26 protein-coding genes, 1 tRNA gene and 1 pseudogene are annotated in these 25516 nt (G+C 71.2%); 14 read left to right on the top strand and 14 right to left on the bottom strand.

Going from position 1 to position 25516, the window contains the following annotated elements:
- The first annotated feature begins 43 nt into the window (after positions 1-43).
- The gene (locus ACWC94_RS00800; protein WP_450794177.1) at positions 44-1465 is read left to right on the top strand and encodes an alpha,alpha-trehalose-phosphate synthase (UDP-forming); all 1422 of its coding nucleotides are present in this window, start codon (positions 44-46) and stop codon (positions 1463-1465) included.
- Here ACWC94_RS00800 and otsB read toward each other — a convergent pair.
- The 3 genes from otsB to ACWC94_RS00785 form a co-directional block, all read right to left on the bottom strand.
- On the bottom strand, positions 1453-2286 hold the full coding sequence (gene otsB / locus ACWC94_RS00795; protein WP_450794176.1) for a trehalose-phosphatase: 834 nt from the start codon (positions 2284-2286) through the stop codon (positions 1453-1455). The two genes, ACWC94_RS00800 and otsB, sit on opposite strands and share 13 nt — an antisense overlap.
- Before the next feature lie 74 nt (positions 2287-2360).
- Positions 2361-2585 carry a DUF3263 domain-containing protein gene (locus ACWC94_RS00790; protein ID WP_450794175.1) on the bottom strand — a complete coding sequence of 75 codons (225 nt, stop codon included), beginning with the start codon at positions 2583-2585 and terminating at the stop codon, positions 2361-2363.
- Between the two features lie 35 nt (positions 2586-2620).
- The gene (locus ACWC94_RS00785) at positions 2621-3883 is read right to left on the bottom strand and encodes an extracellular solute-binding protein (RefSeq protein WP_450794174.1); all 1263 of its coding nucleotides are present in this window, start codon (positions 3881-3883) and stop codon (positions 2621-2623) included.
- Between the two features lie 133 nt (positions 3884-4016).
- Here ACWC94_RS00785 and ACWC94_RS00780 point away from each other — a divergent pair, with 133 nt between their 5' ends.
- From ACWC94_RS00780 to ACWC94_RS00765, 4 genes are all read left to right on the top strand, one after another.
- The gene (locus ACWC94_RS00780) at positions 4017-4973 is read left to right on the top strand and encodes an ROK family protein (RefSeq protein WP_450794591.1); all 957 of its coding nucleotides are present in this window, start codon (positions 4017-4019) and stop codon (positions 4971-4973) included.
- Positions 4973-6115, top strand: coding sequence for an N-acetylglucosamine-6-phosphate deacetylase (gene nagA / locus ACWC94_RS00775; protein ID WP_450794173.1), 1143 nt, complete (start codon positions 4973-4975; stop codon positions 6113-6115). The genes ACWC94_RS00780 and nagA overlap by 1 nt, the downstream gene beginning before the upstream one ends.
- A 135-nt stretch (positions 6116-6250) precedes the next feature.
- Positions 6251-7180 carry a 1-phosphofructokinase family hexose kinase gene (locus tag ACWC94_RS00770; RefSeq protein WP_450794172.1) on the top strand — a complete coding sequence of 310 codons (930 nt, stop codon included), beginning with the start codon at positions 6251-6253 and terminating at the stop codon, positions 7178-7180.
- A 122-nt stretch (positions 7181-7302) separates the two neighbouring features.
- Positions 7303-7659, top strand: coding sequence for a peptidase inhibitor family I36 protein (locus tag ACWC94_RS00765; protein WP_450794170.1), 357 nt, complete (start codon positions 7303-7305; stop codon positions 7657-7659).
- Between the two features lie 85 nt (positions 7660-7744).
- Here the strand turns inward: ACWC94_RS00765 and ACWC94_RS00760 are convergent, their stop codons facing one another.
- Together ACWC94_RS00760 and cdgB are read right to left on the bottom strand one after the other, a co-directional pair.
- Positions 7745-8659, bottom strand: coding sequence for a carbohydrate-binding protein (locus ACWC94_RS00760; RefSeq protein ID WP_450794169.1), 915 nt, complete (start codon positions 8657-8659; stop codon positions 7745-7747).
- Positions 8660-8777: 118 nt separating this feature from the next.
- Positions 8778-10433 (bottom strand): diguanylate cyclase CdgB, encoded by a 1656-nt coding sequence (gene cdgB, locus ACWC94_RS00755; protein ID WP_450794168.1) that lies wholly within the window; start codon positions 10431-10433, stop codon positions 8778-8780.
- A gap of 337 nt (positions 10434-10770) precedes the next feature.
- Between cdgB and ACWC94_RS00750 the strand changes: the two genes are divergently transcribed.
- On the top strand, positions 10771-11343 hold the full coding sequence (locus ACWC94_RS00750; RefSeq protein ID WP_450794167.1) for a flavin reductase family protein: 573 nt from the start codon (positions 10771-10773) through the stop codon (positions 11341-11343).
- 51 nt (positions 11344-11394) lie between these two features.
- Positions 11395-11853: a GNAT family N-acetyltransferase gene (locus ACWC94_RS00745; RefSeq protein ID WP_450794166.1), complete on the top strand. Its 459-nt coding sequence runs from the start codon at positions 11395-11397 to the stop codon at positions 11851-11853.
- A gap of 176 nt (positions 11854-12029) precedes the next feature.
- Here the strand turns inward: ACWC94_RS00745 and ACWC94_RS00740 are convergent, their stop codons facing one another.
- Positions 12030-12887 (bottom strand): sigma-70 family RNA polymerase sigma factor, encoded by an 858-nt coding sequence (locus ACWC94_RS00740; RefSeq protein WP_450794165.1) that lies wholly within the window; start codon positions 12885-12887, stop codon positions 12030-12032.
- Between the two features lie 110 nt (positions 12888-12997).
- Positions 12998-13435: an alternative ribosome rescue aminoacyl-tRNA hydrolase ArfB gene (arfB, locus tag ACWC94_RS00735; RefSeq protein ID WP_450794164.1), complete on the bottom strand. Its 438-nt coding sequence runs from the start codon at positions 13433-13435 to the stop codon at positions 12998-13000.
- A gap of 167 nt (positions 13436-13602) precedes the next feature.
- On the opposite strand from arfB, the gene ACWC94_RS00730 reads away from it, so the two are divergent.
- Together ACWC94_RS00730 and ACWC94_RS00725 are read left to right on the top strand one after the other, a co-directional pair.
- Complete coding sequence (locus tag ACWC94_RS00730) at positions 13603-14178, top strand: TerD family protein (protein ID WP_031170907.1); 576 nt, start codon at positions 13603-13605, stop codon at positions 14176-14178.
- Positions 14179-14516: 338 nt separating this feature from the next.
- Positions 14517-15494, top strand: coding sequence for a hypothetical protein (locus ACWC94_RS00725; protein ID WP_450794163.1), 978 nt, complete (start codon positions 14517-14519; stop codon positions 15492-15494).
- 89 nt (positions 15495-15583) lie between these two features.
- On the opposite strand, the gene ACWC94_RS00720 is transcribed toward ACWC94_RS00725, so the two are convergent.
- Positions 15584-16051, bottom strand: a complete 468-nt coding sequence (locus ACWC94_RS00720) for a hypothetical protein (RefSeq protein WP_450794162.1) — start codon at positions 16049-16051, stop codon at positions 15584-15586.
- A 588-nt stretch (positions 16052-16639) separates the two neighbouring features.
- On the opposite strand from ACWC94_RS00720, the gene ACWC94_RS00715 reads away from it, so the two are divergent.
- Positions 16640-18193, top strand: coding sequence for a M4 family metallopeptidase (locus ACWC94_RS00715; protein WP_450794590.1), 1554 nt, complete (start codon positions 16640-16642; stop codon positions 18191-18193).
- 37 nt (positions 18194-18230) lie between these two features.
- Here the strand turns inward: ACWC94_RS00715 and ACWC94_RS00710 are convergent, their stop codons facing one another.
- Positions 18231-19619 carry a M1 family metallopeptidase gene (locus ACWC94_RS00710; protein ID WP_450794161.1) on the bottom strand — a complete coding sequence of 463 codons (1389 nt, stop codon included), beginning with the start codon at positions 19617-19619 and terminating at the stop codon, positions 18231-18233.
- A 53-nt stretch (positions 19620-19672) separates the two neighbouring features.
- Between ACWC94_RS00710 and ACWC94_RS00705 the strand changes: the two genes are divergently transcribed.
- Complete coding sequence (locus tag ACWC94_RS00705; RefSeq protein ID WP_450794160.1) at positions 19673-20173, top strand: hypothetical protein; 501 nt, start codon at positions 19673-19675, stop codon at positions 20171-20173.
- Between the two features lie 44 nt (positions 20174-20217).
- Here ACWC94_RS00705 and ACWC94_RS00700 read toward each other — a convergent pair whose 3' ends face one another.
- A complete protein-coding gene (locus ACWC94_RS00700; RefSeq protein ID WP_450794159.1) occupies positions 20218-20907 on the bottom strand; it encodes a pentapeptide repeat-containing protein in 690 nt (229 codons plus the stop codon).
- A gap of 173 nt (positions 20908-21080) precedes the next feature.
- Here ACWC94_RS00700 and ACWC94_RS00695 point away from each other — a divergent pair.
- A pseudogene (locus ACWC94_RS00695) lies at positions 21081-21227 on the top strand (alcohol dehydrogenase catalytic domain-containing protein); the annotation flags it as partial.
- A 13-nt stretch (positions 21228-21240) separates the two neighbouring features.
- Here the strand turns inward: ACWC94_RS00695 and ACWC94_RS00690 are convergent.
- Both ACWC94_RS00690 and ACWC94_RS00685 read right to left on the bottom strand, forming a co-directional pair.
- Complete coding sequence (locus ACWC94_RS00690; protein ID WP_450794158.1) at positions 21241-21720, bottom strand: N-acetyltransferase family protein; 480 nt, start codon at positions 21718-21720, stop codon at positions 21241-21243.
- A 43-nt stretch (positions 21721-21763) separates the two neighbouring features.
- The gene (locus ACWC94_RS00685) at positions 21764-22681 is read right to left on the bottom strand and encodes an aminoglycoside phosphotransferase family protein (RefSeq protein ID WP_450794157.1); all 918 of its coding nucleotides are present in this window, start codon (positions 22679-22681) and stop codon (positions 21764-21766) included.
- Between ACWC94_RS00685 and ACWC94_RS00680 the strand changes: the two genes are divergently transcribed.
- Entirely contained in the window at positions 22680-23333 is a 654-nt protein-coding gene (locus tag ACWC94_RS00680) for a rhomboid-like protein (protein WP_450794156.1), read from the top strand. The genes ACWC94_RS00685 and ACWC94_RS00680 overlap by 2 nt on opposite strands.
- A 10-nt stretch (positions 23334-23343) precedes the next feature.
- Entirely contained in the window at positions 23344-24750 is a 1407-nt protein-coding gene (locus ACWC94_RS00675; RefSeq protein WP_450794155.1) for an NAD(P)/FAD-dependent oxidoreductase, read from the top strand.
- A 195-nt stretch (positions 24751-24945) separates the two neighbouring features.
- Here the strand turns inward: ACWC94_RS00675 and ACWC94_RS00670 are convergent, their stop codons facing one another.
- Positions 24946-25245 (bottom strand): hypothetical protein, encoded by a 300-nt coding sequence (locus ACWC94_RS00670; RefSeq protein ID WP_450794154.1) that lies wholly within the window; start codon positions 25243-25245, stop codon positions 24946-24948.
- 153 nt (positions 25246-25398) lie between these two features.
- Positions 25399-25472, bottom strand: a tRNA-Thr gene (locus tag ACWC94_RS00665).
- Positions 25473-25516: the final 44 nt, after the last annotated feature.

The following is a 25516-nucleotide window of genomic DNA, read 5'->3' as shown; positions in this document are numbered from 1 at the left end:
GCCGTACGTTTGAGCGTTTCCGGGCCGGGCTAGGTTGAGGACCATGGCTTCCACGCAGGGTGCTGAGGTACTGGTCGCGTCCAATCGCGGCCCGGTTTCGTACACGGTGGACGAGCACGGCTCGCTGCACGCCAGGCGGGGCGGCGGCGGACTGGTCTCGGGGCTGTCGGCCATCGGCGCGGACGCGGACTCGGTGTGGGTGTGCGCCGCCCTCGGCGACGGCGACCGGGAGGCCGTACGGCGTGCGGACGGCGGGCTGCTGCCGGCCACGGACACCGGCGGGCAGCGGGTGCGGATGCTGGACATCGACGCGGCCGTGCACGCGGACGCCTACAACGGCATCGCCAACTCGGTGCTCTGGTTCGTCCACCACATGCTGTACCAGACCCCGCTGGAGCCGGTCTTCGACACGGAGTTCCGGCGGCAGTGGGCGTCGTACGAGGCCTACAACCGGGCGTTCGCCGAGGCGCTGGCCCAGGAGGCGGCCGAGGGCGCGGCGGTGCTGGTGCAGGACTACCACCTGTGCCTGGTCCCCGGGATGCTCCGTGAACTCCGCCCCGACCTGCGGATCGGCCACTTCTCGCACACGCCGTGGGCGCCGCCGGAGTACTTCGCGCTGCTGCCGGACGACATCCGCGAGCAGTTGCTCACGGGCATGCTCGGGGCGGACCGGGTGGCGTTCCTGACCCGGCGGTGGGCGGACGCGTTCCGGGACTGCGCACAGGCGGTCCTGGAGTCCGGGATTCCCGCGGGCACGCGGATCGGGGTGCACGGGCTGGGGGCGGACGGGGACTTCCTGCGCAAGCGCTCGCACGAGCCGGACGTCCAGGAACGGATGGCGGCGCTGCGGGAGGAGATCGGCGAGGGCCGCAGGACCGTCGTCCGGGTCGACCGCACCGAGCTGTCGAAGAACATCGTGCGGGGACTGCTGGCGTACCGGCAGCTGCTGGAGGACCGCCCCGAGTGGCGTGAGCGGGTGGTGCACCTGGCGTTCGCGTATCCGTCGCGGCAGGACCTCGCCGTGTACCGCGACTACACCGCCGCGGTGCAGCGGCTGGCCGGGGAGATCAACTCCACCTACGGCACACCGGGCTGGACCCCGGTCGTGCTGCACGTCAAGGACGACTTCGCGCGCTCCCTGGCCGCCTACCGGCTCGCCGACGTGGCCCTGGTCAACCCCATCCGGGACGGCATGAACCTGGTCGCCAAGGAGATCCCGGTCGTCTCCGACCGGGGCTGTGCGCTGGTGCTGTCCCGGGAGGCCGGGGCCTACGAGGAACTGCGCGCCGACGCGCTCGTGGTGAACCCCTACGACGTGCTGCAGACCGCCCGGGTCCTGCACGAGGCGCTGTCCCTGCCGGACGAGGAGCGGGCGGAGCGATCGAAGCGGCTGGCCGCCGCGGCCACCGCGCTGCCGCCCGCCCAGTGGTTCCTTCAGCAGCTGCGGGAGCTTCAGTCCAGCTGAGCCGCCAGCGTCCGCAGCAGGTGGACGACTCCGGCCGGGCCGTCCACGACCAGGTCCGCCCGCTGCGCCAGCTCCGTGACCTCCGTGCTGCCACTGCAGACCAGGAGGCCGGGGACGCCGTCGGAGCGCAGTTCCTCGACGGCGGCGAAGGCGGGGAGGTCACCGAGGTCGTCACCGGCGTAGAGCACCGACTCGGCGCCGGTCTTGCGGACGTACTCGCCGAGCGCCACCCCCTTGTCCATGCCCGGCGGGCGCAGCTCCAGGACCATCCGGCCGGGCTCGACGATCAGGCCGTGCCGGGTGGCGAGGTCGGTGAGGGGGCCGCGCAGGGCCTCGAACGCGGCCTGCGGATCGTCGGCGCGGCGGGTGTGCACCGCGACCGCCCGGCCCTTCTCCTCGATCCACGTGCCGTGCCAGGCTCCGTTGCGGTCCAGCACGCCCGGCAGTTCGGCGCGGGCCGCCGCGACGCCGGGGTGCGGGGCCGGGGCGGTGACGGCGCCGGTGACGGCGTCCCAGCGTTCGGCGCCGTAGTGGCCGAGGACGGTCAGGTGCTCCAGGCCGGGGACCCCGGCGAAGCCTCCGTACCGGACCGCGACCCCGGCCGGGCGGCCGGTGATCACCGCGATGGAGGCCACCTTCGGGGCGAGGGCGGCGAGGGCCGGTACGGCCTCGGGGTGGGCGCGGGCCTGTTCGGGGTCGGCGACGATGGGGGCGAGCGTGCCGTCGAAGTCGAGGCCGACGACTGCTGCGGCGGGCTTCGCCAGGAGTGCGGCGAGTCCGTCCCGGCCGGGCTGGGTCTGCGGGGTCGGCACAGGGTCCATACGTCGACACTATCCAGCGCGGGTCGGCCTCACACCGGGACTCTTTGACGGCACCCGGCCCGCACCGGCCGGCTTCAGCGTTCCGTTCGCCGAGAGTCCCTTACCCGGCGCAGGCGGTTCACCGTCACCGGGTCCGCCGCCAGCGCTCTCTCGTCGTCCAGCAACGCGTTCAGCAGCTGGTAGTAGCGGACCGGGGACAGGCCCAGTTCCTCGCGTATCGCCCGTTCCTTCGCGCCGGGGCCGGGGAAGCCGCGGCGTTCCAGCGCGAGGACGGCTTGTTCGCGGTGGCCGAGTTCCATGCCCGCCACCGTAACGCCGGGCACCGACAACCGGCTCAGCTCGCGTCGCCGCTGTCGGCCGCGGTCGCCGTCGCCTGGAGCCGGGACAGGACGGCGGAGGGGCTGCCGCCGGGGGTGACGGCCTGGCCGATGTTCTGCTTCACGGCCGCGCTGACCGCCGCCCAGGAGGTCTTGCCGACGGGGTACAGCTCGGAGGTGGGCAGCTGGTCGAGGAAGGGGTGCAGGGCCTCGTCGGCCGGGGAGTCCGACTCGCTCATGGCGTTGGAGGCCGAGCCGGTGACCGGGAGCAGGCCGTAGTCGCGGGAGAACGCGAGGACGTTCTTCTCGCTGTAGACGAAGTTGAGGAAGTCACCCATCTGCTCGGCGTGACCGTTCTGCCTGAAGCCCATCATCCAGTCCGCGACGCCCATGGAGGCCCTGGCCTTGCCGGTGCGGCCCGGCATCGGCACCATGCCGAACTCCACGCCCTTCTTCTTTGCCTGCTGGATCAGCGTGGGGTGCCCGTTGAGCATGCCGACCTGGCCGTCGGCGAAGGCGGCGAAGGCGTCCGCGCGGTTGAGCTTGCCGGGCGCGACCGGGCCGGTCAGGCCCTTGCCGACGAGGTCGTCCTTGAGCCAGGTGAAGGTGTTGACGTTCGGCGCCGAGTCGATGGTGTAGGTGCCGATGTCGTCGGTGTAGCCGGTGCCGCCGTTGCCCCCGCTGAGCAGCCACTGCATGGTCTCGGCCTGGGCCTCCTCGGGGCCGAGCGGCAGCGCGACGGGGTACTTCACGCCCTTGGCCTTGAGCGCCCTGGCGTCGGCGGCCAGCTCGTCCCAGGTGGTGGGCGGGGTGATGCCTGCCTTGGTGAACAGGGTCTTGTTGTAGAAGAGCACGCGCGTGGAGGCGGCGAAGGGGATGCCGTACTGCGTGTGGTTCCACTGGCCGGCGTCGGAGAGCTGGGAGAGGAAGTCCGCCTGGGTGCGGATGGAGAGCAGGTCGGAGGCCGGGTAGAGCTTGCCGGCCGCCGCGTAGTCGGCGTAGGCGCCTATCTGGGCCAGGTCGGGGGCGTGGCCCGCGGCGACCATGTCCTTGACCTTGGCGTCGACGTCGTTCCAGGAGTACACGCTGACGTCGACCTTCACGCCGGGGTGCTTGGACTCGTACTCCTTGGCCAGGGAGTCCCAGTACTTCTTGGAACTGTTGGCGGCCGAGTCGCCGTAGTCGGCGGCGACCAGTCTCAAGGTGACGTCGGAGGAGCCCGTGCTCCCGCAGCCGCTGAGAACTGAAGTCATGACCAGTGCGGACACCGCCGCGATCATTCCTGCCGTACGCCGACGCACCGTAAAAGCCCCAACCCTGCTGTCTGACCGTTCAAGAAATGGACACATAAGGTCTACACCACGTGAGTGGACTAGACCTCTTGCGGGTGCGAGGTTCACACTAGGTGCCGTGGTGAGACATGTCATCGCCCTGGACGTGGGCGGTACCGGGATGAAGGCCGCCCTCGTCGGCGACGACGGCGAGCTGCTCCACCGCGCCCGACGCTCCACCGGACGCGAACGCGGACCGGAGGCGGTGGTCGCGGCGGTCCTCGACTTCGCCGCCGAACTGCGCGCGTACGGCGTGGAGCACTACGGCGAGGCCGCCGCCGCTGCCGGTGTCGCGGTCCCCGGCATCGTCGACGAGGAGCGGGGCGTCGCCGCGTACGCGGCCAACCTCGGCTGGCGGGACGTACCCCTGCGCGCGTTGCTCACGCGGCGGCTCGGCGTCCCCGTCGCCCTCGGTCACGACGTGCGCACCGGCGGCCTCGCCGAGGGCCGGATCGGCGCGGGCAAGGGTGCCGACCGGTTCCTGTTCGTGCCGCTCGGCACCGGGATCGCGGGCGCCATCGGCATCGACGGCCGGGTGGAGGCGGGCGCGCACGGTTTCGCCGGCGAGATCGGCCACATCGTCGTACGGCCGTCCGGCACCCCCTGCCCCTGCAGACAGCACGGCTGCCTGGAGCGGTACGCCTCCGCGTCCGCCGTCAGCGAAGCCTGGGCGGCGGCCTGCGGGGACCCGGACGCGGACGCCGCCGACTGCGCCAAGGCCGTCGCGTCCGGTGACCCGAACGCCGTCCGGGTCTGGCAGGAGGCGGTCGACGCCCTCGCCGACGGCCTGGTCACCGCGCTCACCCTGCTGGACCCGCGCACCCTGATCATCGGTGGCGGCCTCGCCGAGGCGGGGGAAGTGTTGTTCCAGCCGCTGCGGGACGCCGTCCGGCGGCGGGTCACCTTCCAGAAGCTCCCGGCGATCGTGCCCGCGGCCCTCGGGGACACGGCGGGCTGCCTGGGCGCGGGCCTGCTCGCGCGGGACCTGCTCGACCCCACCGATCTCCACCCCACCGACCCTTCGGAGGTAACCGCCTGATGGCTCCCAGCTTGGTTCTCGCAGGTGCTCGGGTGGTGCTGCCCGGCGCAGTGGCGGACGACGGGCGTGTCTGCGTGGAGGGTACGAAGATCACGGCTGCCGCTCCCGGGAACGCCGAGGTGATCGACGCGACCGGCCACTGGCTGATCCCCGGCTTCGTGGACATCCACAACCACGGCGGCGGCGGAGCCTCCTTCTCCGGTACGGCCGACGACGCGCTGAAGGCGATCCGTACGCACCGTCTGCACGGCACCACCACCCTCGTCGCCTCGACCGTCACCGACGAGATGGACCTGCTGGTGACGCAGGCCGGGCTGCTGAGCGAACTGGCCGAGCAGGGAGAGATCGCCGGTATCCACTTCGAGGGGCCGTTCATCTCGCCGTGCCGCAAGGGCGCGCACTCCGAGGAACTGCTGCGCGCCCCGGAGCCGGCCGAGGTCCGCAAGCTCATCGACGCGGCGCGCGGCAGGGCGACGATGGTCACGCTCGCGACCGAACTGCCGGGCGGCCTCGACTCGGTACGGCTGCTCGCCGAGCACGGCGTGATCGCGGCGATCGGGCACACGGACGCGACGTACGAGCAGACGGTCGAGGCCATCGACGCGGGCGCCACGGTCGCCACCCACCTGTTCAACGCGATGCCCCCGCTGGGCCACCGCGCGCCCGGCCCGGTCGCCGCCCTGCTGGAGGACGAGCGGGTCACGGTCGAGCTGATCAACGACGGCGTCCACCTCCACCCCGCCGCCCTGGAGCTGGCCTTCCATCGCGCGGGCGCCTCCCGCGTCGCCTTCATCACGGACGCGATGGACGCGGCCGGCGCCGGTGACGGCCGCTATCTGCTCGGCCCGCTGGAGGTCGAGGTCAGCGAGGGAGTGGCGCGCCTGGTGGAGGGCGGCTCGATCGCGGGCTCCACACTGACCCTGGACCGCGCGTTCAAGCGGGCGGTGACGGTGGATCGGCTCCCGGTCGAGGACGCCGTACAGGCCCTGTCCGTCAACCCGGCCCGCCTCCTGGGACTCTCCGACCGCATCGGCTCGCTGGAACCGGGCAAGGACGCCGACCTGCTCCTGCTGGACGCGGACTTCGACCTCAAGGGCGTGATGCGGCGGGGCGAGTGGGTGGTCCCGCCGCAACTGGCCTGATCTGCCCGTCTTTTTCCCTCGACGGCGGCTGACTCGTGACTGGGCCGGCCGCCGTCTCTTTGGCATGATCGGGCCCCGGAAACCGATGACAGGCGCGACGGCAGGCGCAAAGGACTTCGAGGGAGGTCGGACCGGGTGATCCTCACGGTCACGCTGAACACCGCTCTCGACCTCACCTATCGCGTGCGGTCGCTGCAGCCGCACGCCTCGCACCGGGTCTCGGAGGTCGTCGAGCGGCCGGGCGGCAAGGGCCTGAACGTGGCCCGCGTACTGGCCGCCCTCGGCCACGAGGTGACGGTCACGGGGTTCGCGGGCGGCGGCACCGGCCGGGCGATACGCGACCGGCTGGCCGACACGCCCGGCCTGACGGACGCGCTGGTCCCGGTCGCCGGCGCGACCCGGCGCACGATCGCGATCGTGGACGAACTCTCGGGTGACACCACCCAGCTGAACGAGCCGGGCCCGCAGATAGCGCCCACCGAGTGGGGCTCCTTCCTCGACCGCTACGAGGAACTGCTGCCCGGCGCCTCAGCCGTGGCCCTGTGCGGCAGCCTGCCCCCGGGCGTCCCGGTCGGCGCGTACGCGAACCTGGTCCGCACGGCACGATCGGCCGGCGTCCCCGTCCTCCTGGACACCAGCGGCGAACCCCTGCGCCGCGGGGTGGCCGCCCGCCCGGACCTCATCAAGCCGAACGCCGACGAACTGGCCGAACTCACCGGCTCGCACGATCCGTTGCGCGCCACCCAGGACGCCCGCCGCCGCGGCGCCCACACGGTCGTGGCCTCCCTCGGCGCCCAGGGCCTCCTGGCCGTCACCCCCGAGGGCCGCTGGCGCGCCACCCCACCGGCCCGCGTCCACGGCAACCCGACGGGCGCGGGGGACTCGGCGGTGGCGGGCCTGCTGAGCGGACTCGTCGAACAACTCCCGTGGCCGGACCGCCTGATCCGCGCGACCGCCTTGTCGGCCGCGACCGTACGAGCAGCTGCCGCCGGCGAATTCGATCCTGCGGGGTACGAGGAACTGCGGGGGCGGGTGGCGGTGACCAGGGTGGTCAGCGCGGCGTGATGCGCCTCGCGCGGTCGACGTTTGACCGAAAATCGGCCCTCCCGCCTCACATCGGCTGGATGATGGGTAGATCACCCGTTCGCTACATCGACCAGTAGCGAAAGCCGGAGGGGGAACCCCATATGAGCATGCTCACGAAAAGCCTGACGACGGTGGCTGTAGCCGGCGTACTGCTGGGCGGCGCCTTTGCCACACCGGCTGCGGCGGCTGATCCCAAGACCTGCCCGCAAGGGAAGGTCTGCGGATGGTCGGGGACGAACAGGACCGGAACCAGGCACGTCCTCTCGGTAACGCCCGGTTGCGAGCCCTTCTGGGCTGTCCGGTCCGTCTCGAACCAGACGCCCTACACCATCGAGTTCTGGCACATCACCCCCGGCACCGGCTGCGACGTCGGCACCCGGCTGGTCACCCTCAAGCCGCACACCTACTCGGACAACACCCATGGCACCGTGACGGGGATCGGAGTCTACGGGCGTTAGTGTCGCGTCGCCGACGAGTTCGACCTCGCGCTGCGCGAGGAGCTGAAAGGGTCCCGGACCGTCACCAGGATGGCCCGGGACCCTTTCAGCCGTTGGCCAGCCACAACTGGTCGAGGTTCGCGTTGCACTGGTTGCCGTTCTGGCAGGCGATCTGGATCGTGTTCGTGCCCTTGATCAGGTTCACGTTCGACCAGGTGGTCTTCCAGCCCTTCTCCCAGTCGCCTTCGGGCGTGCCGCCAGCGAAGTTCTTCATCTGGATCGGCCGCGGGTCCACCTTGCTGTTGACCACGAGGGTCGCGTCTGCATCCACGCCCGGGATGCCGTAGCGCAGGTACAGCCGGTAGGTGCCGGCCTTCTCCACGTTGTTGACCGTCCAGGTGACCGTCGCACCCACGTGGTTGAAGCCTGTCACGTAGGTCCCGCCCTTGGCCTGCGCGCCCTTGACGTCCGACGCCGTCGTCACACCGGGCCCGAGTTGCAGCGCGCTCGCGTCCGTCTTCGGCAGCTCCCCCGGTGTCGTGGAGTTGCTCGCCGACGGGCTGGGCGCGTGGCTCTGGGACTGGGTCGGGGTGGTGCCCGCCTGGTTGTCGGTCTTCTTGTCGTCGTTGCCGCTGATCATCGCGGCGCCGATGCCGACGACCACCGCGGCGACCACCGCGATCGCGCCGATCAGCAGGCCCTTGGTGTTGGGGCCGCGGCGGCCGGGAGCCGGCGGTACCGGCTGGCGGCTGGCCGGGGCACCGCCGGGCAGCGTCTCCGGGGCCTGGTAGTGGGCGTTCGGCTGGCCGTACGCGCCCTGCTGCTGCGGCACGGTCGGCGGGCCGTACTGCGGCTGCTGGCCGTACTGGCGCTCGCCGACCGTACGCACCCTGCTGACCGAGTTCGGGTAGCCGTAACCGCCGGACGGCGGCTGGGCTCCTCTGGCCTGGCCGTCGGCGTACAGATAGCCGAACGGGTCGTCGTCCTCGGGCGTGCTCGGGCCGTTTTCGCCGGGCGTCATCCCTTGGTCTCCTCAGCGGGTGCGGGTGGATGCGATAAGGGGCATGGAACAGCGAGCCTACCCGCTCTGACTGAGCCAAACGGGTGACTCGAATCGCATCAGGTCCCTGACCTGGGGATCAACCGGCGCGTCGGTGCTGTTTGGGACGAGATCGTTTCTCTACGTACATACGCTCGTCGGCTGACTTCAACACTTCGTCCGCCGTCATGCCGCAGTGCGCCCAGCCGATACCGAAGCTCGCGCCCACCCGGACGGCCCGGCCCTCGGCCCGGATCGGCTGGATGATCTCGTTGCGCAGCCGTACGGCGAGGTCCTGGGCGTCGGCCCGGCCGAGGCCGTCGGCGAGGATCACGAACTCGTCGCCGCCGAGGCGGGCCACCGTGTCGCCGTCGCGGACACCCCGGGACAACCGCCTTGCCACCTCGATCAGGACCGCGTCGCCCGCGTTGTGGCCGAAGCGGTCGTTGATCGACTTGAAGCCGTCGAGGTCGCAGAAGAGGACCGCGAGGCCCTTGGTGCCGTCGTCGCGGTCGTCCTCCGGGGCGACCGTGTGGACGTGGTGGTCGAACGCGTCGTACGCCTCCGCCCCCGGCCGGTAGTCGAAGCCGTGGGCCGCGGGCGCGTCGAAGGCCGGGTGGCCGTAGGCCGCGTCCAGGGACTCCAGGTCGCCGGTGTGGGCGGGGCGCCGGCACAGCCGGGCCGACAGCCGCGAGCGCAGCTCGGCGGAGTTCGGCAGGCCGGTCAGGGAGTCGTGGGAGGCGCGGTGGGCGAGCTGCAGTTCGCGGCGTTTGCGCTCCTCTATGTCCTCGACGTGGGTCAGGAGGAAGCGGGGGCCGTCGGCGGCGTCGGCGACGACGGAGTTGCGGAGGGACACCCAGACGTAGGTGCCGTCGCGGCGGCCCAGGCGCAGTTCCGCGCGGCCGCCCTCCGCCGAGGTGCGCAGCAGCGTACCGATGTCCTCGGGGTGGACGAGGTCGGAGAAGGAGTAGCGGCGCATGGCGGAGGCGGGGCGGCCCAGGAGGCGGCACAGGGCGTCGTTGGTGCGCAGGATGCGGCCGTGCTGGTCGCCGCCCATCTCGGCGATGGCCATGCCGGAGGGGGCGTACTCGAAGGCCTGCCGGAAGGATTCCTCGCTGGCGCGCAGGGCCTGCTGCTCGCGCTCCAGGCGGACCAGGGCGCGCTGCATGTTCGCCCGTAGACGCGCGTTGCTGATCGCGATGGCGGCCTGGAAGGCGTACATCTGCAGGGCCTCGCGGCCCCAGGCGCCGGGCCGGCGGCCGTTGCGCGGCCGGTCGACGGAGATCACCCCGAGCAGCTCGCCGCGGGAACCGCCCTGCACCCCCGGGGTGTACATGGGGGCGAAGAGGCGGTCGGAGGGGTGCCACTCGTCCTCGAAGCGGGGGGCCGGGCCGTCGGTGTACCACTGGGGGACGTCGTCGTCGTCGAGGACCCAGCCCTCGGTGTGCGGTATGAAGACCAGGTCGCCCCAGCGCTCGCCCATGTCCAGCCGCCGCTCCCAGGACTCGCGGGAGCCGACCCGGCCGGTGATCAGGGCCTCGGCGGCGGAGTTGCCGGAGAACGCGGCGACGACGAGATCGCCGTCCGGGCGTACGAGGTTCACGCACGCCATCTCGTACCCGAGGGCGTGCGTGGCGCCGTCGGAGACGGTCTGCAGTGTGTCCGCCAGGCTGCGTGCCGTGTTCATGTCGGCCATGACCTGGTGCAGCTGTCGCAGGGACGCAAGACGGACATACGGCTCCGACTCGGTCTCCATGCTCGCCCTCCCCCCGAGACCTCGCAGCGAATCAAGGGTTGTCGTCGGCGCTTCTTCAGGGTGCCGCTTACGGTGCTGTTCCAGTTTCCCCGCCACTGAATCACAGCGCGCTGCCCACTCGGTACACAGGGTCAACAATTCCTGCCTCTTGTGACTCAAGTCACAGGAGAACGTGAACAATTGAGTGGGGTTTCTGCGATTTCCCCGTGCGCTTACTGAACGCAAGCTTCAGGGGTCTGTTCACATCATGCACACAGCGGTCGTCCGTTGGTCCTAGGACCCGGCTCGGGCCGTGGCCCGATGCGGCCCGCGCAGGGCGGAGACTAGCGTTTCCGGCGTGCTGAAGACTCCCTCACCCACCGCCACCGCAGCTTCCGGGCATGCTGAGGGGGTGAGCAACGACGAGTTCCGGGCCGCGATGTCCCGACTGGCCGCCGGGGTCGTCCTGGTGACCGCGCAGGAGCCGCCGCTGGATCCGGACGACCCGGGCGCGCCCGGCATGGAGGACGTCGGCATGACCGCCACCGCCTTCCTGTCCGTCTCCCTCGACCCGCCGCTGGTCCTGGTCAGCCTGCGCGAGGGCTCCCGCATGGACGACCTGCTCGACGAGCAGCCCCTGTGGGCGGTGTCGGTGCTCGCCGAGAGCCAGCGGCACATCGCGGGCCGCTTCGCCATGAAGGGCCGCATCAGCGACCGTCTGCTCTTCGAGGACATCGCCTACGTCCGCGGCGAGGCCACCGGCGCGCCGCTGGTGGGCGGTGCGCTGGCCACCCTGGAGTGCCGCACCGAGCAGCGGGTGGCGGCCGGCGACCACACCCTCGTCATCGGCCGTGTCCTCACCGCGCGGGTACCGAGCGCGGAGGGGGGCCCGCTGCTGTACTTCCGCGGCCGGTACCGGCACGTGGGCTGAGCCCCCGAAATCGCGTGGCCGGGGGGTGAACCGCGTGCCTACGGTGCCCGCATGACACCTCGTCTGGAAGAAGTCACACCCGCGAACTTCGACGCCGCGATCGGCATCCGGATCCGCCCCGACCAGGAACACGCGGTCCGGCCGGTCGTGCAGTCCCTCGCCGAGGCGTACGTCCACCCCGCCGGCGTGGCCTGGCCCCGGCTCATCGTCGACGACGACCGCCCGGTCGGCTTCCTGATGGCCTTCCTCGGCATCGACTGGTACGGCGACGGCAGCGCGCGCCGCTCGGGGCTGTGGCGCCTCAACATCGCCGAGGACGCGCAGGGGCGGGGCTACGGCCGCTTCGCCGTCGACTCCGTGGCCGACGTGATCCGCGGCCGGGGCGAGACGGAGATGTACGTCTGCTGGCACCCGGGCGCAGGCGGCCCGGAGGGCTTCTACCTGGGCCTGGGCTTCCGGCCGACGGGGGAGGTCGACGGCGGTGAGACGGTGGGGGTGCGGCGGGTGTGAGGCAAGGATGAGACGCGGGCGAGGCGGGGAGGAAGCGGGTGCGAGGCCGTGGGGCAGCACCGTCCGGGGTCGCGGCCATCAGCCGACCGCGGGGCCGTCGTGGTTGCTCGCGCAGTTCCCCGCGCCCACGTCGGCACCCGCCCCGGTCCGACGACCGGCACCGCGCGCCGGACTCCCTAGACCTGCTCGATCGTCAGCTCCGCCAACCGGTCCGGATTCGTCACGATGTCGATGGACGCGATCCGGTCGGCGACGAAGGTGAACTTCAGGGCGCGCTCCGGACGGCCGTCGGCGTCCACGACCAGCCCCGTGACCCCGTCGACCAGCGCGGCACGCGCCACGCGGGCCAGATGGGCGAAACTCCGCGCGCCGGAGGCGACGCCGGCCGCCCCGATGGTCGTACCGGCATCGCTGCGGGCCAGCACGTCCGGGTCGAGGACCGCCAGCAGCCCGTCGAAGTCACCGTCCCGCGCCGCCGCCAGAAACGCGTCGACCACCTCCCGCTGCCGGACCAGGTCGGCCTCCGGCGCCTCCGCGCCCCGCACCCGGCGCCGCGCCCGGCTGGCCAGCTGCCGCGCGGCGGCCGGACTGCGCCCGAGGATGCCGCCGACCTCCTCGAACGGCACCCCGAACAGGTCGTGCAGCACGAACGCGAGCCGCTCGGCCGGCGAGAGCGTGTCGAGGACGACGAGCAGCGCCACCCCGACCGAGTCCGCGAGCACGGCGTCCTGTGCCGGGTCCGGTGCGGCGGAGGCTCCCGGGTGCCAGGTGTCCAGGGGTTCCTCACCGCGGGAGCGGCGGGAGCGGAGCATGTCGAGGCAGACCCGGCCGACGACGGTCGTCAGCCAGCCCCCGAGGTTGCCCACGTGACCGGTGTCGGACCGGCTCAGCCGGAACCACGCCTCCTGCACCGCGTCCTCGGCCTCCGCGGCCGAGCCCAGCATCCGGTAGGCGACGGCCCGCAGATGCCCCCGGTACGCCTCGAACCGCTCGGCGAGAAGATCTTCGTCGCGGTGCTGCCCGTTGTCGCTCATCGTGTGCCCGGCCTCTCCGTCACCCTCGGTGGTCCTCTGCCTCACTGACGAACGCCGGACCACGGATGTGACGGGCCCACCCGTCTTCGCGTCTCACACCGTCATCGGACTCACGTCCAGTCGCGGCCCGAGCGGCCCTGCTTGGTCTGCGAGCGCTGCTTCTTCTCCCGCAGCCGGCGTTCGTTGATGCCGCGCGGGATCCGGGTCGGCCGGCGCGGCTTGGGCGGGGGCGCGCTGGCCTCCGCGAGGAGGGAGGCGAGGCGTACGGCGGCGGTCTCGCGGTTGCGCCACTGGGAGCGGTGCTCGGAGGCGCGTACGGACACCACTCCGTCGACCAGCCGGCCCGCGAGCCGCTGCAGCGCCCGCTCCTTCCACACCGGAGGGAGGGCGTCGGTGCCGGCGAGGTCGAAGCGCAGCTCCACCTGCGAGTCACTGGTGTTGACGTGCTGTCCGCCGGGCCCGGACGACCTGGAGAAACGCCACATCAGCTCGGCCTCGGGGAGCGAGACGGAGCCACGGATGACGTAGGGACCAGACATGCGTTCCATGTTCCCGGTCGCGCCCGGTCCACGTCACCTGGATTTCCGACTTGGTAAAAAAGGTAAAGGGATCCGGAACCAACGGGACCCCCCTCGACGTTTTCCCGGGTGACGGTAGCTTCATCGGCAAGTTCATCGGCACAGATACGCAGATACCAAGGGAAGGGACTCCCAACATGGCTGTAAGCCTGTCCAAGGGTGGCAACGTCTCGCTCACCAAGGAGGCTCCGGGCCTGACCGCCGTCACCGTGGGCCTCGGCTGGGACGTCCGCACCACCACCGGCACGGACTTCGACCTGGACGCCTCCGCCATCGCGGTGAACGGCCAGGGCAAGGTCTACTCGGACGCGCACTTCGTGTTCTTCAACAACAAGCAGACCCCGGACAACTCCATCGTCCACACCGGCGACAACCGCACGGGCGAGGGCGCGGGTGACGACGAGGCGATCAACGTCAACCTGGCCGCGCTCCCGGCCGACATCGACAAGATCGTCTTCCCGGTCTCCATCTACGACGCCGAGAACCGCGGCCAGAACTTCGGCCAGGTCCGCAACGCCTACATCCGGATCGTCAACCAGGCCGGCGGCGCCGAGATCGCCCGCTACGACCTCTCCGAGGACGCCGCCACCGAGACGGCCATGGTCTTCGGCGAGCTGTACCGCAACGGCGCGGAGTGGAAGTTCCGCGCGGTGGGCCAGGGTTACGCCTCGGGCCTGGTCGGCATCGCCCAGGACTTCGGTGTGAACGTCTGAGCGATCCTGCCCCGGCAGTGAACCCTTCGAGGAGCCCCCGGCCTTCCGGCCGGGGGCTCCGACACGTGCGGGGCCTTGATCGTCCGGGCGTCTCGTGGAGGGGCGGACGTCTGACAGAATCGGCGCTCATGGGTCTGCTCGGGGGGCGATCCGGCGCTTTCGCCGGGCGTGCGGACCTGACTGGACAGGGCGTCTTCGCGGACGCGGACTCCGGTGACCGGCTCGGTCACCGTGGTGACCGCGCCGTGAGCCCGGCACCCATCACCCCCGGCCTTGTCCGATCACTTCTGATCGATTTCGGGATGATGAGAGCGATACGTGAATCCAGGCCCCTGTGGGTGGCCGGTGCAGTGCTGATGGCCGTCGTCGCGGTCGGGGGATGCGACAGCTCCTCGGGCCAGGGCAACGGCGATGCGGCGAAGAAGCCCGCTCCGCCGGGCTTTTCGGGGACGGAGCCGTCGATTCCGCCTCTTGTCCCGGCGTCGGGCGGCGATCCCTCCAAGCCGGTCGATTTCAAGGGCGGTGGTGCGACCGTCCGGCCCGACGGGTCGATGACGTTGCCCCTGGACGCGTATGTCTCGGTGAAGGACGAGCGGACGATCGTCCGCGCCGAGAACGTCCTCGCCGAGCGGTGCATGCGGGACCAGGGGCTGAAACTCCCCAAGGCGCTCGTGCTGGACGACGGACCCGAGCCGCCGGCCCCTTATGTGGTCTACGGCGTGATGGACATGAAGGCCGTCAAGGTCTACGGGTACCGGGAGCCGTCCCCGGAGCCGAAGCCCGCGAGCGGCCAGGGGGCCGGCGACGAGATCGCTCCGGCGGTGAAGCGCGCCTATTTCGACGACCCGAAGAGCGGCAAGCTGGGATGCGAGGGGAAGGCGCGCACGAAACTCGGCGGCAAGAACCCGGAGACGTTGTTCATGGTCGTCCAGCAGTTGAGGTCGCAGACGCTGAGCGCCACCTTCCGGGACAGCCGGGTCATGGCCACGGTCTCCCGGTGGAGCGCCTGTATGAAGAAGGCCGGCTACGACTACGCCAACCCGCTGGCCCCCGCGCACGACCGGAACCTGCTCGGCAAGGGCCTGCCCGTCCCCAAGGGGGCGACCCTGCCGCCGCCCTCCCCCGCCGAGATCGCGGCCGCCGTCACGGACGTCGAATGCAAGCGGAAGGCACAGTACGTGCAGACCGCCGCCCTGGTTTCCGCCGCCTATGAGCGGGAGATCATCGAGCAGCGGAGCAAGCAGTTGCAGGACGCGCGGCGCACCCAGAAGCGGAAGGTGGAATCAGCCGAGAAAATCATCAAGGCCGGCGCCTGACAGACCGTCGCCTGTTCATTAGCGCCAGGGCGGGGCCTGCCGAATGACTCGGCAGGCCCCGCCCTCTTCAATTGATTCGCTTACTCCAATTACTTCCAGCGCTGGTTGGAGTTGTTGTAGTCGGTGGAGTTGGCGTAGATGCCGCCGTGCCCCTCGTCGTCCAGGATCCAGCCGGTCTGGCGGTTCTTGAGCTTCCAGCCCGAGTTCGTCGAGACCTCGTACCAGCGCTGCCACCAGTTGGACTGGTCGCGGCCCTTGCTGCAGTTCTCGGTGTACACCTGCCGGTAGTAGCCGACGAGGCACATGCCCCAGCCGTTGTACTCGGTGTAGCTGCTGTCACCGTTGGACTGGTCGTACCACTGGTAGTCGTTCTCATTCACACCGGGCATGGCCCAGTCACCCTTGACGGTGCCGCCGGAATTGGCGGTGAGGTAATAGCCGGACTTCACGTTCTTCCAGGTCACCCAGCCGTCCGCGGACGCGGCGCCGGACGTGGAGACGAGCAGGGCGGGCACTGCCGCGGCGACCATGAGCGCCTTGGCCATTTTCCTCTTCATGAGAATCCCCTCCGTTATACCGAGAGGCGGGCATGCCGAGTTTTCAGGCATGTCGAAGCCCCCCGTCGATCCATGATTGGTAAGCAAGATGATCAAGCTGGCCGACAATAGCACCCACTGATGTCATGTCCACACTTGGAAAGCCCCGGCGTGTCGCCCTTATCCGGAACGGTGCAATCCGAATTCCCGCCACTCGACGAACCGCCACCGCCGCGTCCTCCGGGAGTACCGGCTGCGGCACACACGGGCGACACCGGCCGCGACGCGGGCGCAGGTGTGACGCCGACGCCCCCAAGTGCGCTGCAGTACTGGGGAGTTGACCCCACGCGTTTCGTCCGGATAGCGGATTCCGCAGCTCGCCTTTCGGATACGAACACGTAAAGTCTTGTCGCTGCCCTGTCAAACGGGACCGTCCTGGTGTCACCCTCTCCCTCGCCGCCGCAACTCTGTGCATCCCCTGTGCCCCACCTGTGTCTCCGACCCCACGGAGACCAGTCCTAAGGAGATCGAGTGAGACAGCAACCCCACGCTTCCCGTACCTCCCGCAAGACCGCCGTGCGCGCCGCCGCCCTGGTCGGCTCGGCCGCGATGGTCGCCCTCGCGCTGCAGAACGGCGCCGCCACCGCCGCCCCCGCGCACGCCCCCCGCGCCGCCACCCTCCCGCTCAGCGCCACGGCACGCGCCGCCGCCCTGGAGTCGGCCCAGCAGCACGCCGGTACGGCGGCCCGCCAACTCGGCCTCGGCGCCAAGGAGAAGCTGATCGTCCGGGACGTGGTCAAGGACGCGAACGGCACCGTCCACACCCGGTACGAGCGCACGTACGCCGGGCTCCCCGTCCTCGGCGGCGACCTGGTCACCCACGTGGCGAAGAACGGCTCGCTCAAGGGCGTCGACAAGGCGACCCAGGCCCGGATATCCGTGCCGACCACCACCGCGGCCCTCTCCCCCGCGAGCGCGAGGAAGACCGCCCTCAAGGCAGCGGGGACCGCCAAGGCCACCGCGTCCACCTCCCGCAAGGTCGTCTGGGCCGCCGGCGCCAAGCCCGTCCTCGCCTACGAGTCCGTCGTCAAGGGCGTCCAGCGCGACGGCACCCCGAGCGAGCTGCACGTCGTCACCGACGCGCAGACCGGCAAGAAGATCTACTCCTACGAGGGCATCGACACCGGCACGGGCACCAGCCAGTACAGCGGCACCGTCACGATCGGCTCCACCCCCGCCGCCTCCGGCTACGACCTCATCGACGGCGGCCGCGGCGGCCACAAGACCTACGACCTGAACGGCGGTACGTCCGGCACCGGCACCCTCTTCCACGACGCCGACGACGTCTGGGGCGACGGCACCGTGGCCAACCGGCAGACCGCCGCCGTCGACGCCGCCTACGGCGCCGCCGTCACCTGGGACTTCTACAAGAGCGCGTTCAACCGCAACGGCATCGCGGGCGACGGCAAAGCCGCCTACTCCCGCGTCCACTACGGCAACGCCTACGTCAACGCCTTCTGGGACGACAGCTGCTTCTGCATGACGTACGGCGACGGCACGAACAACACCGACCCGCTCACCTCGCTCGACGTGGCCGGCCACGAGATGAGCCACGGCCTGACCGCGGCCACGGCGAAGCTCAACTACAGCCGGGAGTCGGGCGGCCTGAACGAGGCCACCTCGGACGTCTTCGGCACCTCGGTGGAGTTCTTCGCGAACAACGCCTCCGACCCCGGTGACTACCTCATCGGCGAGAAGATCGACATCAACGGCGACGGCACCCCGCTGCGCTACATGGACAAGCCCAGCAAGGACGGCCACTCCGCCGACTACTGGTCGAAGACGGTCGGCCGCCTCGACGTGCACTACTCGTCGGGCGTCGCCAACCACTTCTTCTACCTGCTGAGCGAGGGCAGCGGCGCGAAGACGGTCAACGGGGTCTCCTACAACTCCCCGACCTACGACGGCTCCACGGTCACCGGCATCGGCCGGGCCAAGGCCGACCAGATCTGGTACAAGGCCCTGACCACGTACTTCACGTCGACCACGAACTACGCGGGCGCCCGCACCGGCACCCTGCGGGCGGCGGCCGACCTGTACGGCTCGGGCAGCGCGGAGTACAACGCGGTGGCGGCGGCCTGGACCGCGGTCAACGTCAAGTAACCGCACCGGTACGGCACCGCGGTGGCCGGACCGCCCGTCACGGGTGGTCCGGCTTGCGGTCGCCGTACAGCCAGTCCTTCCAGATCTCGCGGAAGTCCTTGCCCGGGGCCTTCTTCTCGACGTACGCGGTGAAGTCGGCGGTGCTCGCGTTGCCGTACCGGTGGTCGGCGGCCCAGCCCTGGATGATGTCGTAGAACCTGTCGTCACCGACCTTCTGCCGGATCTTCTGCAGGACCATCGCGCCGCGCTGGTAGACGGGGCTGTCGGAGATGTGGGCGGCGCTCGAGGGTTTGGCGGGCGGGTAGGCCCAGATGGCCTCGTTGTCGCCGTCGTAGAGGTCCTTGAAGGTCTGCTGGGCGCTCTTGCCGCCGTGGTCCTCCTGGTACAGCCACTCCGCGTAGGTGGCGAAGCCCTCGTTGAGCCACATGTCCTGCCAGGACTCCGGGGTGACCGAGTCGCCGTACCACTGGTGGGCGAGTTCGTGCACGAGCGTGCCGGTGGCGAGGTGGTCGGCGGGGATGACGGGCCGGTTCTGGGTCTCCAGGGCGTAGTCGGCGGAGCCCGGCCGGTCGACGATCGCGCCGGTGGAGGAGAAGGGGTACGGCCCGAAGTTGATCTCCTCCCACTTGATGATGCCGGGGAGCTGCGCGAGCACCTCCTCGCTCGCCTTCTCCTGCGAGGGGTCGACGGCGGTGACGACCGGCAGCCCGTGCGGGCCGGTGCTGCGGGTGATGTCGAAGTGGCCGACGGCGACCGTGGCGACGTAGCTCGGCATGGGCTGGGCCGTGTGCCAGTGGTAGGTCGCACGGCCGCCCTTGGTGGACTTGTCCGCCAACTCGCCGTTGGAGACGGCCTGGAAGCCCTTGGGGACGGTGACGGTGATGTCGTAGGAGGCCTTGTCGGAGGGGTGGTCGTCACCCGGGAACCAGGCCATGGAGCCGACGGGCTCACCGAGGCCGAGGGCGCCGTCGGCGGTGGGCAGCCAGCCCTCCTCGGAGCCGTCGGGGTCGGTGAGCGTGCGCGGGGTGCCCGAGTAGCGGACGATCGTGCGGAAGGTCTCGCCCTTGCTCAGGTCGTCGTGCGGGCGGACGGTGAGCTCCTGGCCGGCGCGGTTGAAGCGGGCCTGCCTGCCCTCGACGGTGACCGAGTCGACGTCCAGCCCGGCGAGGTCCAGGTCGAAGGCGGACAGGTCCTGGGTGGCGCGGGCGGTGATGACCGCCGTACCGGTCAGATGGCGGGTGGCGGGCGTGTAGTCGAGGGTGAGGTCGTAGTGCCCGACGTCGTAGCCGCCGTTACCGGCCTTCGGGAAGTACGGGTCGCGCACGCCGGAGCCGCCCGGGGTGCCGTGCACACCGCCGTTGCACGCGGTGCCTGTGAAGGCGAGCAGAACGGCTACGGCCGACACGAGGCGCACGGGTCTGGACATGTCAGTGATCTTATGCGGCGGGGCTCTTACACAGGCATGACACCATCTCTTCCGTGCTCGACATCGGCTACGCCCTCTCCAACCGGTTCCCCGACCCCCCGCAGACCGACTACCGCCGCGCGGACGTCCACGCGCTGCGGCACGACCTGTTCTGCGGGGACGTCTATCTCGCGGACACGAAGACGGACCGGGAACTGTCCACAGCCTGGGGATGGGTGCCGGTGCTGGACTTCGCGTGGGCGCTGTGCGACATCGTGGAGCGGCTGGACCGGGATCCGATGGGCTCCCGCGCCGCCCGGCCGCAGCGGGCCGAGCTGGACTTCACCGAGTCCACCGACCGGATGCTGTTCGAGCGCCGCTTCGGCTGGGTGGACATCACCGCCGACTGGGTGCCGGCCGAGGAGCCCCCGCTGTCCTTCTCCCACACCGCGCTGCGCCGCGAGGCCCGCGACTTCCTGCACGATCTGATCGCGGACCTCACCGACCTCCACGAGGACCTGTCGGAGAACCCGGCCGTCTGGACCCTGCAGGCCCGCTTCCCGAGGATGCCGTAAAGACGCGTGCCGGCCCGGGGGCCGCCGCCCCCGGACGGGCCGGTTCATTCCACCCGGATCCCCAGCTCCGCCGCCAACACCGGTGCCAGGTCCAGCAGTTGCCCCGTGCTGATCACCGCCCCCGACAGCCGGTCCAGCCCCCGCACGACCTCCAGCGGAGCGGCCCCGCGCAGATCCACGTCCTTCAGCGTCGCACTGCCGAAGTCGGCCTCTCTCAGCACGCAGTCGACGAACTCCACCCGCTCCAGGCTCGCGCCCGCGAAGTCCGGCTCGACCAGCACACAGGACTCGAAGACGACGTCCTTGAGGCGGGCCTCGCGCAGGTTCAGACAGTCGATCTTGCCGCCGCGCACCACGACCCGCTCCAGGACGGCGCCGTGCAGCTGGGTGCCGCCCAGCCGGGCGTCGATCAGCTCGACGTCCCGGAACGTGGACTCGGCGAGATGCGTGCCCACCCCGCGCAGCCCGGTCAGGACCGAGTCCAGCACTCTGGCCCGGCCCAGCGCCGTACCGTCCACCGCGCAGCCCGTCAGCGCGCAGTCCATGAACCGGGCACCCACCCCGTCCTGCCCGGTGAGGTCCGCGTCGCGGAAGTCCAGCCCGTCATAGTCCCCGTCCGGCCGCAACTCCCCGTCCGGCCACGGCTCCAGCGGCGGCAGCCTCAGCTCCGGCCGTCGCGCACCCTTCACCCCTGCCCGGCCCGCCGCACGGCCGCCCGTCGCTCTCCTCGCCATGCCCCCATGCTGCACGCCGCCACTGACAACCCGCCCCGACCTGCGAGAACCCGGTCCATGTCACACCCGGCGCACCCCGGCCGTCCCCGCCACGAACCGGGGCGACGGGGTCTGCCCTCGCGGGCGGCCAGGCGGCGGCACCCGGTGTGCTGTCGGAGGTCCTTCCGCTGTGTGTACGGATCGCGGTCGCCGCGGCCGGGGTCCATCAGCTCGACGCCGCCCTGCGCGCCGGTCACCGGGGCCCGCTGCCCGAACGGCCCGCCCTGCCGACCGCGCCCGGCCGGGAGATCGCCGGCGTCGTGGACGCCCTCGGCGACGGCGCCCCTGCCGGCATCAGTCACCCGAGCCCAGCGCCGCCAACGCCCCGTCCGTGAGCCGGTACACCGTCCACTCGTCCTGCGGACGCGCACCGAGCGCCTCGTAGAAACCGATCGCGGGCCGGTTCCAGTCGAGCACCGACCACTCCAGGCGCTCGTACCCCCGCTGCACGCAGATGCGTGCCAGCTCCGTCAGCAGCGCCCGTCCGTGCCCGCCGCCGCGCGCATCCGGCCGCACGTACAGGTCCTCCAGGTAGATCCCGTGCACCCCGCGCCAGGTGGAGAAGTTCAGGAACCACAGCGCGAACCCGACCGTCCCACCGCCGGCGTCGTCCACGGCGACGTGCGCGAACGCCGCCGGCCGCTCTCCGAACAGGGCCTCCCGCAGCTGCTCCTCGCTCGCCCGCGCCTCCTCCGGGGCCTTCTCGTACTCGGCCAGTTCACGGACCAGGGCGTGGATGACGGGGACGTCGTCGGGGGTCGCGGCGCGAATCATGCGAGGAGGCTAACCGGCCACCCCCTCGTGCGGCACCCGGGTCTCACGCCGTGCGCAGCCGCCGGGCGATCTCCAGCTGACGTTCCTCGACCGGCCGGCCGTCCGCCACGTCCCACAGGGCGTTCTGCAGCAGCCGGCCCAGCGTCCAGGCCCGGGCCCGCTCCCGGTCCAGCCCGAGCACATCCGTCATCGCGTCGAAACGCCGGCGCACCTCGGCCGCCTCGAACCGGTTGACCAGCGCGGGCCACAGCTCGAAACCGGGGTCACCCGCGAGCGGCTTGGGATCGATGGCGAGCCACTCGGCGCGGCCGGCGGCGAGGACGTTCTCGAAGTGCAGGTCCCCGTGCAGCAGCCGGTCACCGGGCTCGGCGGCCACCTCCCGCACGGCGGCCGCGCAGTCGGCGACCACACGGCGGGTCCCGGCGTCGGGGATGCGCTCCAACGCCCAGGGGGTCCGCTCCAGCATGCCCTCGGCGATCGCGCCGAGCCGGCGCATGCCCGGCGGCGCCGGGAACGACGTCAGATGGGCCAGCAACCGGGCGATGACCAGGACCGCCCTGCCCGTGTCGGCCACGGTGGACAGCATCCGGGACGCGTCCAGCCGCTCCAGGAGCATGGTGCCCGTCGCCGGGTCGTGGTCGAGGAGCCGTACGGCCCCGTCGCCGTCCCACACCCGCAGCGCGACCGGCTCCCCCTCGCTCTCCTCGTCCGGCAACTGCAGCTTCAGGACCGCGGGGCCGCCGTCGGCGCGGACGACAGGCAGCACCAGCGCGCTGACGCCGTGCATCGCAGGACCGTCCAGCCGCAGCCGCCAGCGGTCCAGGAAGGCCGCCGTCAGATCCGGCAGACCGCCGACGAAGGCCCGGCCCGCCGCGCCGTTGTACCTCTCCTGCGCTTCCGCCAGACCACCGGGGATGTCGATCACGGACCGGACGATACTGACGTGCGTGAATCGGCTCATGCGAATTATCCGGGGCCCCGGCGGCGTGCGGGCGTACATCCGCAGCGCGCCCGGCACATACGTGTGGCTGACGATCCTGTTCGTCACGACCGTCGCCCTGCACCACATGTCGCCGGAGTTCGAGGAGCACTTCCTGCGGCAGCGGTCGACCAACATCCACGAGCTGTCCCACAACCCCGTCCGGGTGCTGGTGGCCAGCGCCATGTGGATCGACAGCGGCCACTGGATCCCCTACGCCGCGCTGTACACGGTGTTCCACGCACCGGCCGAACGCTGGCTGGGCACCGCCCGCTGGCTCACGGTGTGCGCCCTGGCGCACGTGCTGGCCACCCTGATCAGCGAGGGCGCCCTGCTGCTGGCGGTCCGGGACGGCATCGCCCCGCACTCGGCGCTCAACACCCTGGACGTCGGCGTCAGTTACGCGCTGGCCGGGGTCATCGGTGTGCTCACCCACCGGATCGCGGCACCCTGGCGCTACGCGTACCTGCTGGTGGTACTGGCCCTCTTCGGACTGTCGCTGGCCGTGGGACGGTCCTTCACCGAACTCGGCCACTTCGTCTCCGTACTGATCGGACTGGCCTGCTACCCCCTGACGAGGGGACGCGGAAAAGCATGGAATCCGAAGGAGACACTGGCCGCGGTCAGGGGTTAACGTCCCGGCCATGAGCAGCTCGGCAAGCAGTGTCGCCAACGGCGGGATCTCCTTCTGGTACGCGGACGACGGCCTCCCCTCGGTACGGGAGCCGCTGTCCGGGGACGCGTCGGCCGACGTCGTCATCGTCGGCGGCGGCTACACCGGCCTGTGGACCGCGTACTACCTGAAGAAGGCGGCCCCCTTCCTCCGCATCACCGTCCTGGAACAGAAGTTCTGCGGCTACGGCGCCTCCGGCCGCAACGGCGGCTGGCTCTACAACGGCATCGCCGGCCGCGACCGGTACGCCAGGCTGCACGGCCGTGACGCCGCCGTACGACTGCAGAAGGCGATGAACGACACCGTGGCCGAGGTCGTCGCGGTCGCCGAGGCCGAGGGCGTCGAGGCGGACGTACACCGGGGCGGCGTCCTCGAAGTCGCCACGAACCCCGCTCAGTTGGCCCGCCTGAAGGCCTTCCACGAGCACGAACTGTCGTACGGCGAGAAGGACCGCGAACTGTACGGCGCCCGGGAGACGGCCGAGCGGATCCGCGTCGCGGACGCGGTCGGCTCCACCTGGACCCCGCACGGCGCCCGGCTGCACCCGGTGAAACTGGTGAAGGGCCTGACGGCCGTGGTCGAAGCCCTGGGCGTCACCCTCCACGAATCCACCCCGGTGACGGAGATCCGCCCCAAGCACGCCGTCACCCCCTACGGCACCGTCCGCGCCCCGTACGTCCTGCGCTGCACGGAGGGCTTCACGGCGTCGCTGAAGGGCCAGAGACGCACCTGGCTCCCCATGAACTCCTCCATGATCGCCACCGAGCCGCTGACCGACGAGCAGTGGGAGTCGATCGGCTGGTCGGGCCGCGAAACCCTCGGCGACATGGCCCACGCCTACATGTACGCCCAGCGCACCGCCGACGGCCGGATCGCGCTGGGCGGACGCGGGGTGCCGTACCGCTTCGGGTCCAGGACGGACAACGACGGCCGTACCCAGCCGGCGACCATCGAGGCCCTGCACGAGATCCTGACCCGCTTCTTCCCCTCCCTGGCCGGCGTGCGCGTGGACCACGCCTGGTCGGGCGTCCTCGGCGTACCGCGCGACTGGTGCGCCACGGTGACGCTCGACCGCTCCACCGGTCTCGGCTGGGCCGGCGGCTACGTCGGCTCCGGCGTCGCCACCGCCAACCTGGCCGCCCGCACCCTGCGCGACCTGGTCCAGCAGGACTCCGGCCAGGGCGGTCGCACCGAGCTGACGGACCTGCCCTGGGTGAACCACAAGGTCCGCAAGTGGGAACCGGAACCCTTCCGCTGGCTCGGCGTCCACGGCATGTACGCCACCTACCGCACCGCCGACCAGCGCGAACGCCTCCACCCGGGGACGGAGTCCTCCCGCCTGGCGAAGGTGGCGGACCGGGTGGCGGGACGGCACTGAACGGGAACGGCGCTGCACGGGCACGGCGCTGAGCGGGCACGGCAGACGGCCCGGTGACGAGGGCAAGGAGGGGCGGCGCGGCGGCGACCGGCCGACGCCGCCACGCTGTGCGCGGCACCTCCGATCAAGGGTCTCGGGTGCCCGCCGGCGGGTAACGCCGCCGGCGCGACTCGAACCGTGGAACCGCCCCAGCCGTCACGCTGTGTCGAAGTCCGACCGGGGCCGAACCTCCACGACGAAGTCCGCATCCTTGATGTCGCCCTCCTCGTCGTGCCAGAGGAAGACCCGCACGTGCATCGCGTGGTGGAGGCCGGTCCTCTCCCATTCGGTCATCAGGTCGGCGACGATGCGGCCGATGGCGTGCTTGGCTCCCTCGTCCGAGTCGGGGGCGTTGATCGCGCCCTGCCACCGGTCGGGGTCGCTGCCGTGGGGGCGCCAGCCCTCGGAGCCGTGCGGCTCGAACACCCGGTACACCCAGTCCGTATTGGTGTTCATAACACCGATCCTGTCACCGCGAGGAGACTCATGCGCCGCATCGGATCGACGCCGGCCGAGCGCGGGTCGAGACCGTCCCGGTTGATGTCAGCCGTGGATGTCGAACGCCCCGGACCGATCATCGGCCGGGGCGTTCGCGCTGTTCAGCGAAAGAGCCCCCTGTCGGATTCGAACCGACGACCTTCGCTTTACAAGAGCGGCGCTCTGACCAGCTGAGCTAAGGAGGCCTGCGCATGCGCGCCCGTGCAGTGTACCCACGTCCGGGCCCGCT

It is taken from the genome of Streptomyces sp. NPDC001135 (genome assembly GCF_053598395.1).
Note: the sequence above shows the minus strand (reverse complement) of the source record. Positions and strands in the feature narration are given on the sequence as shown.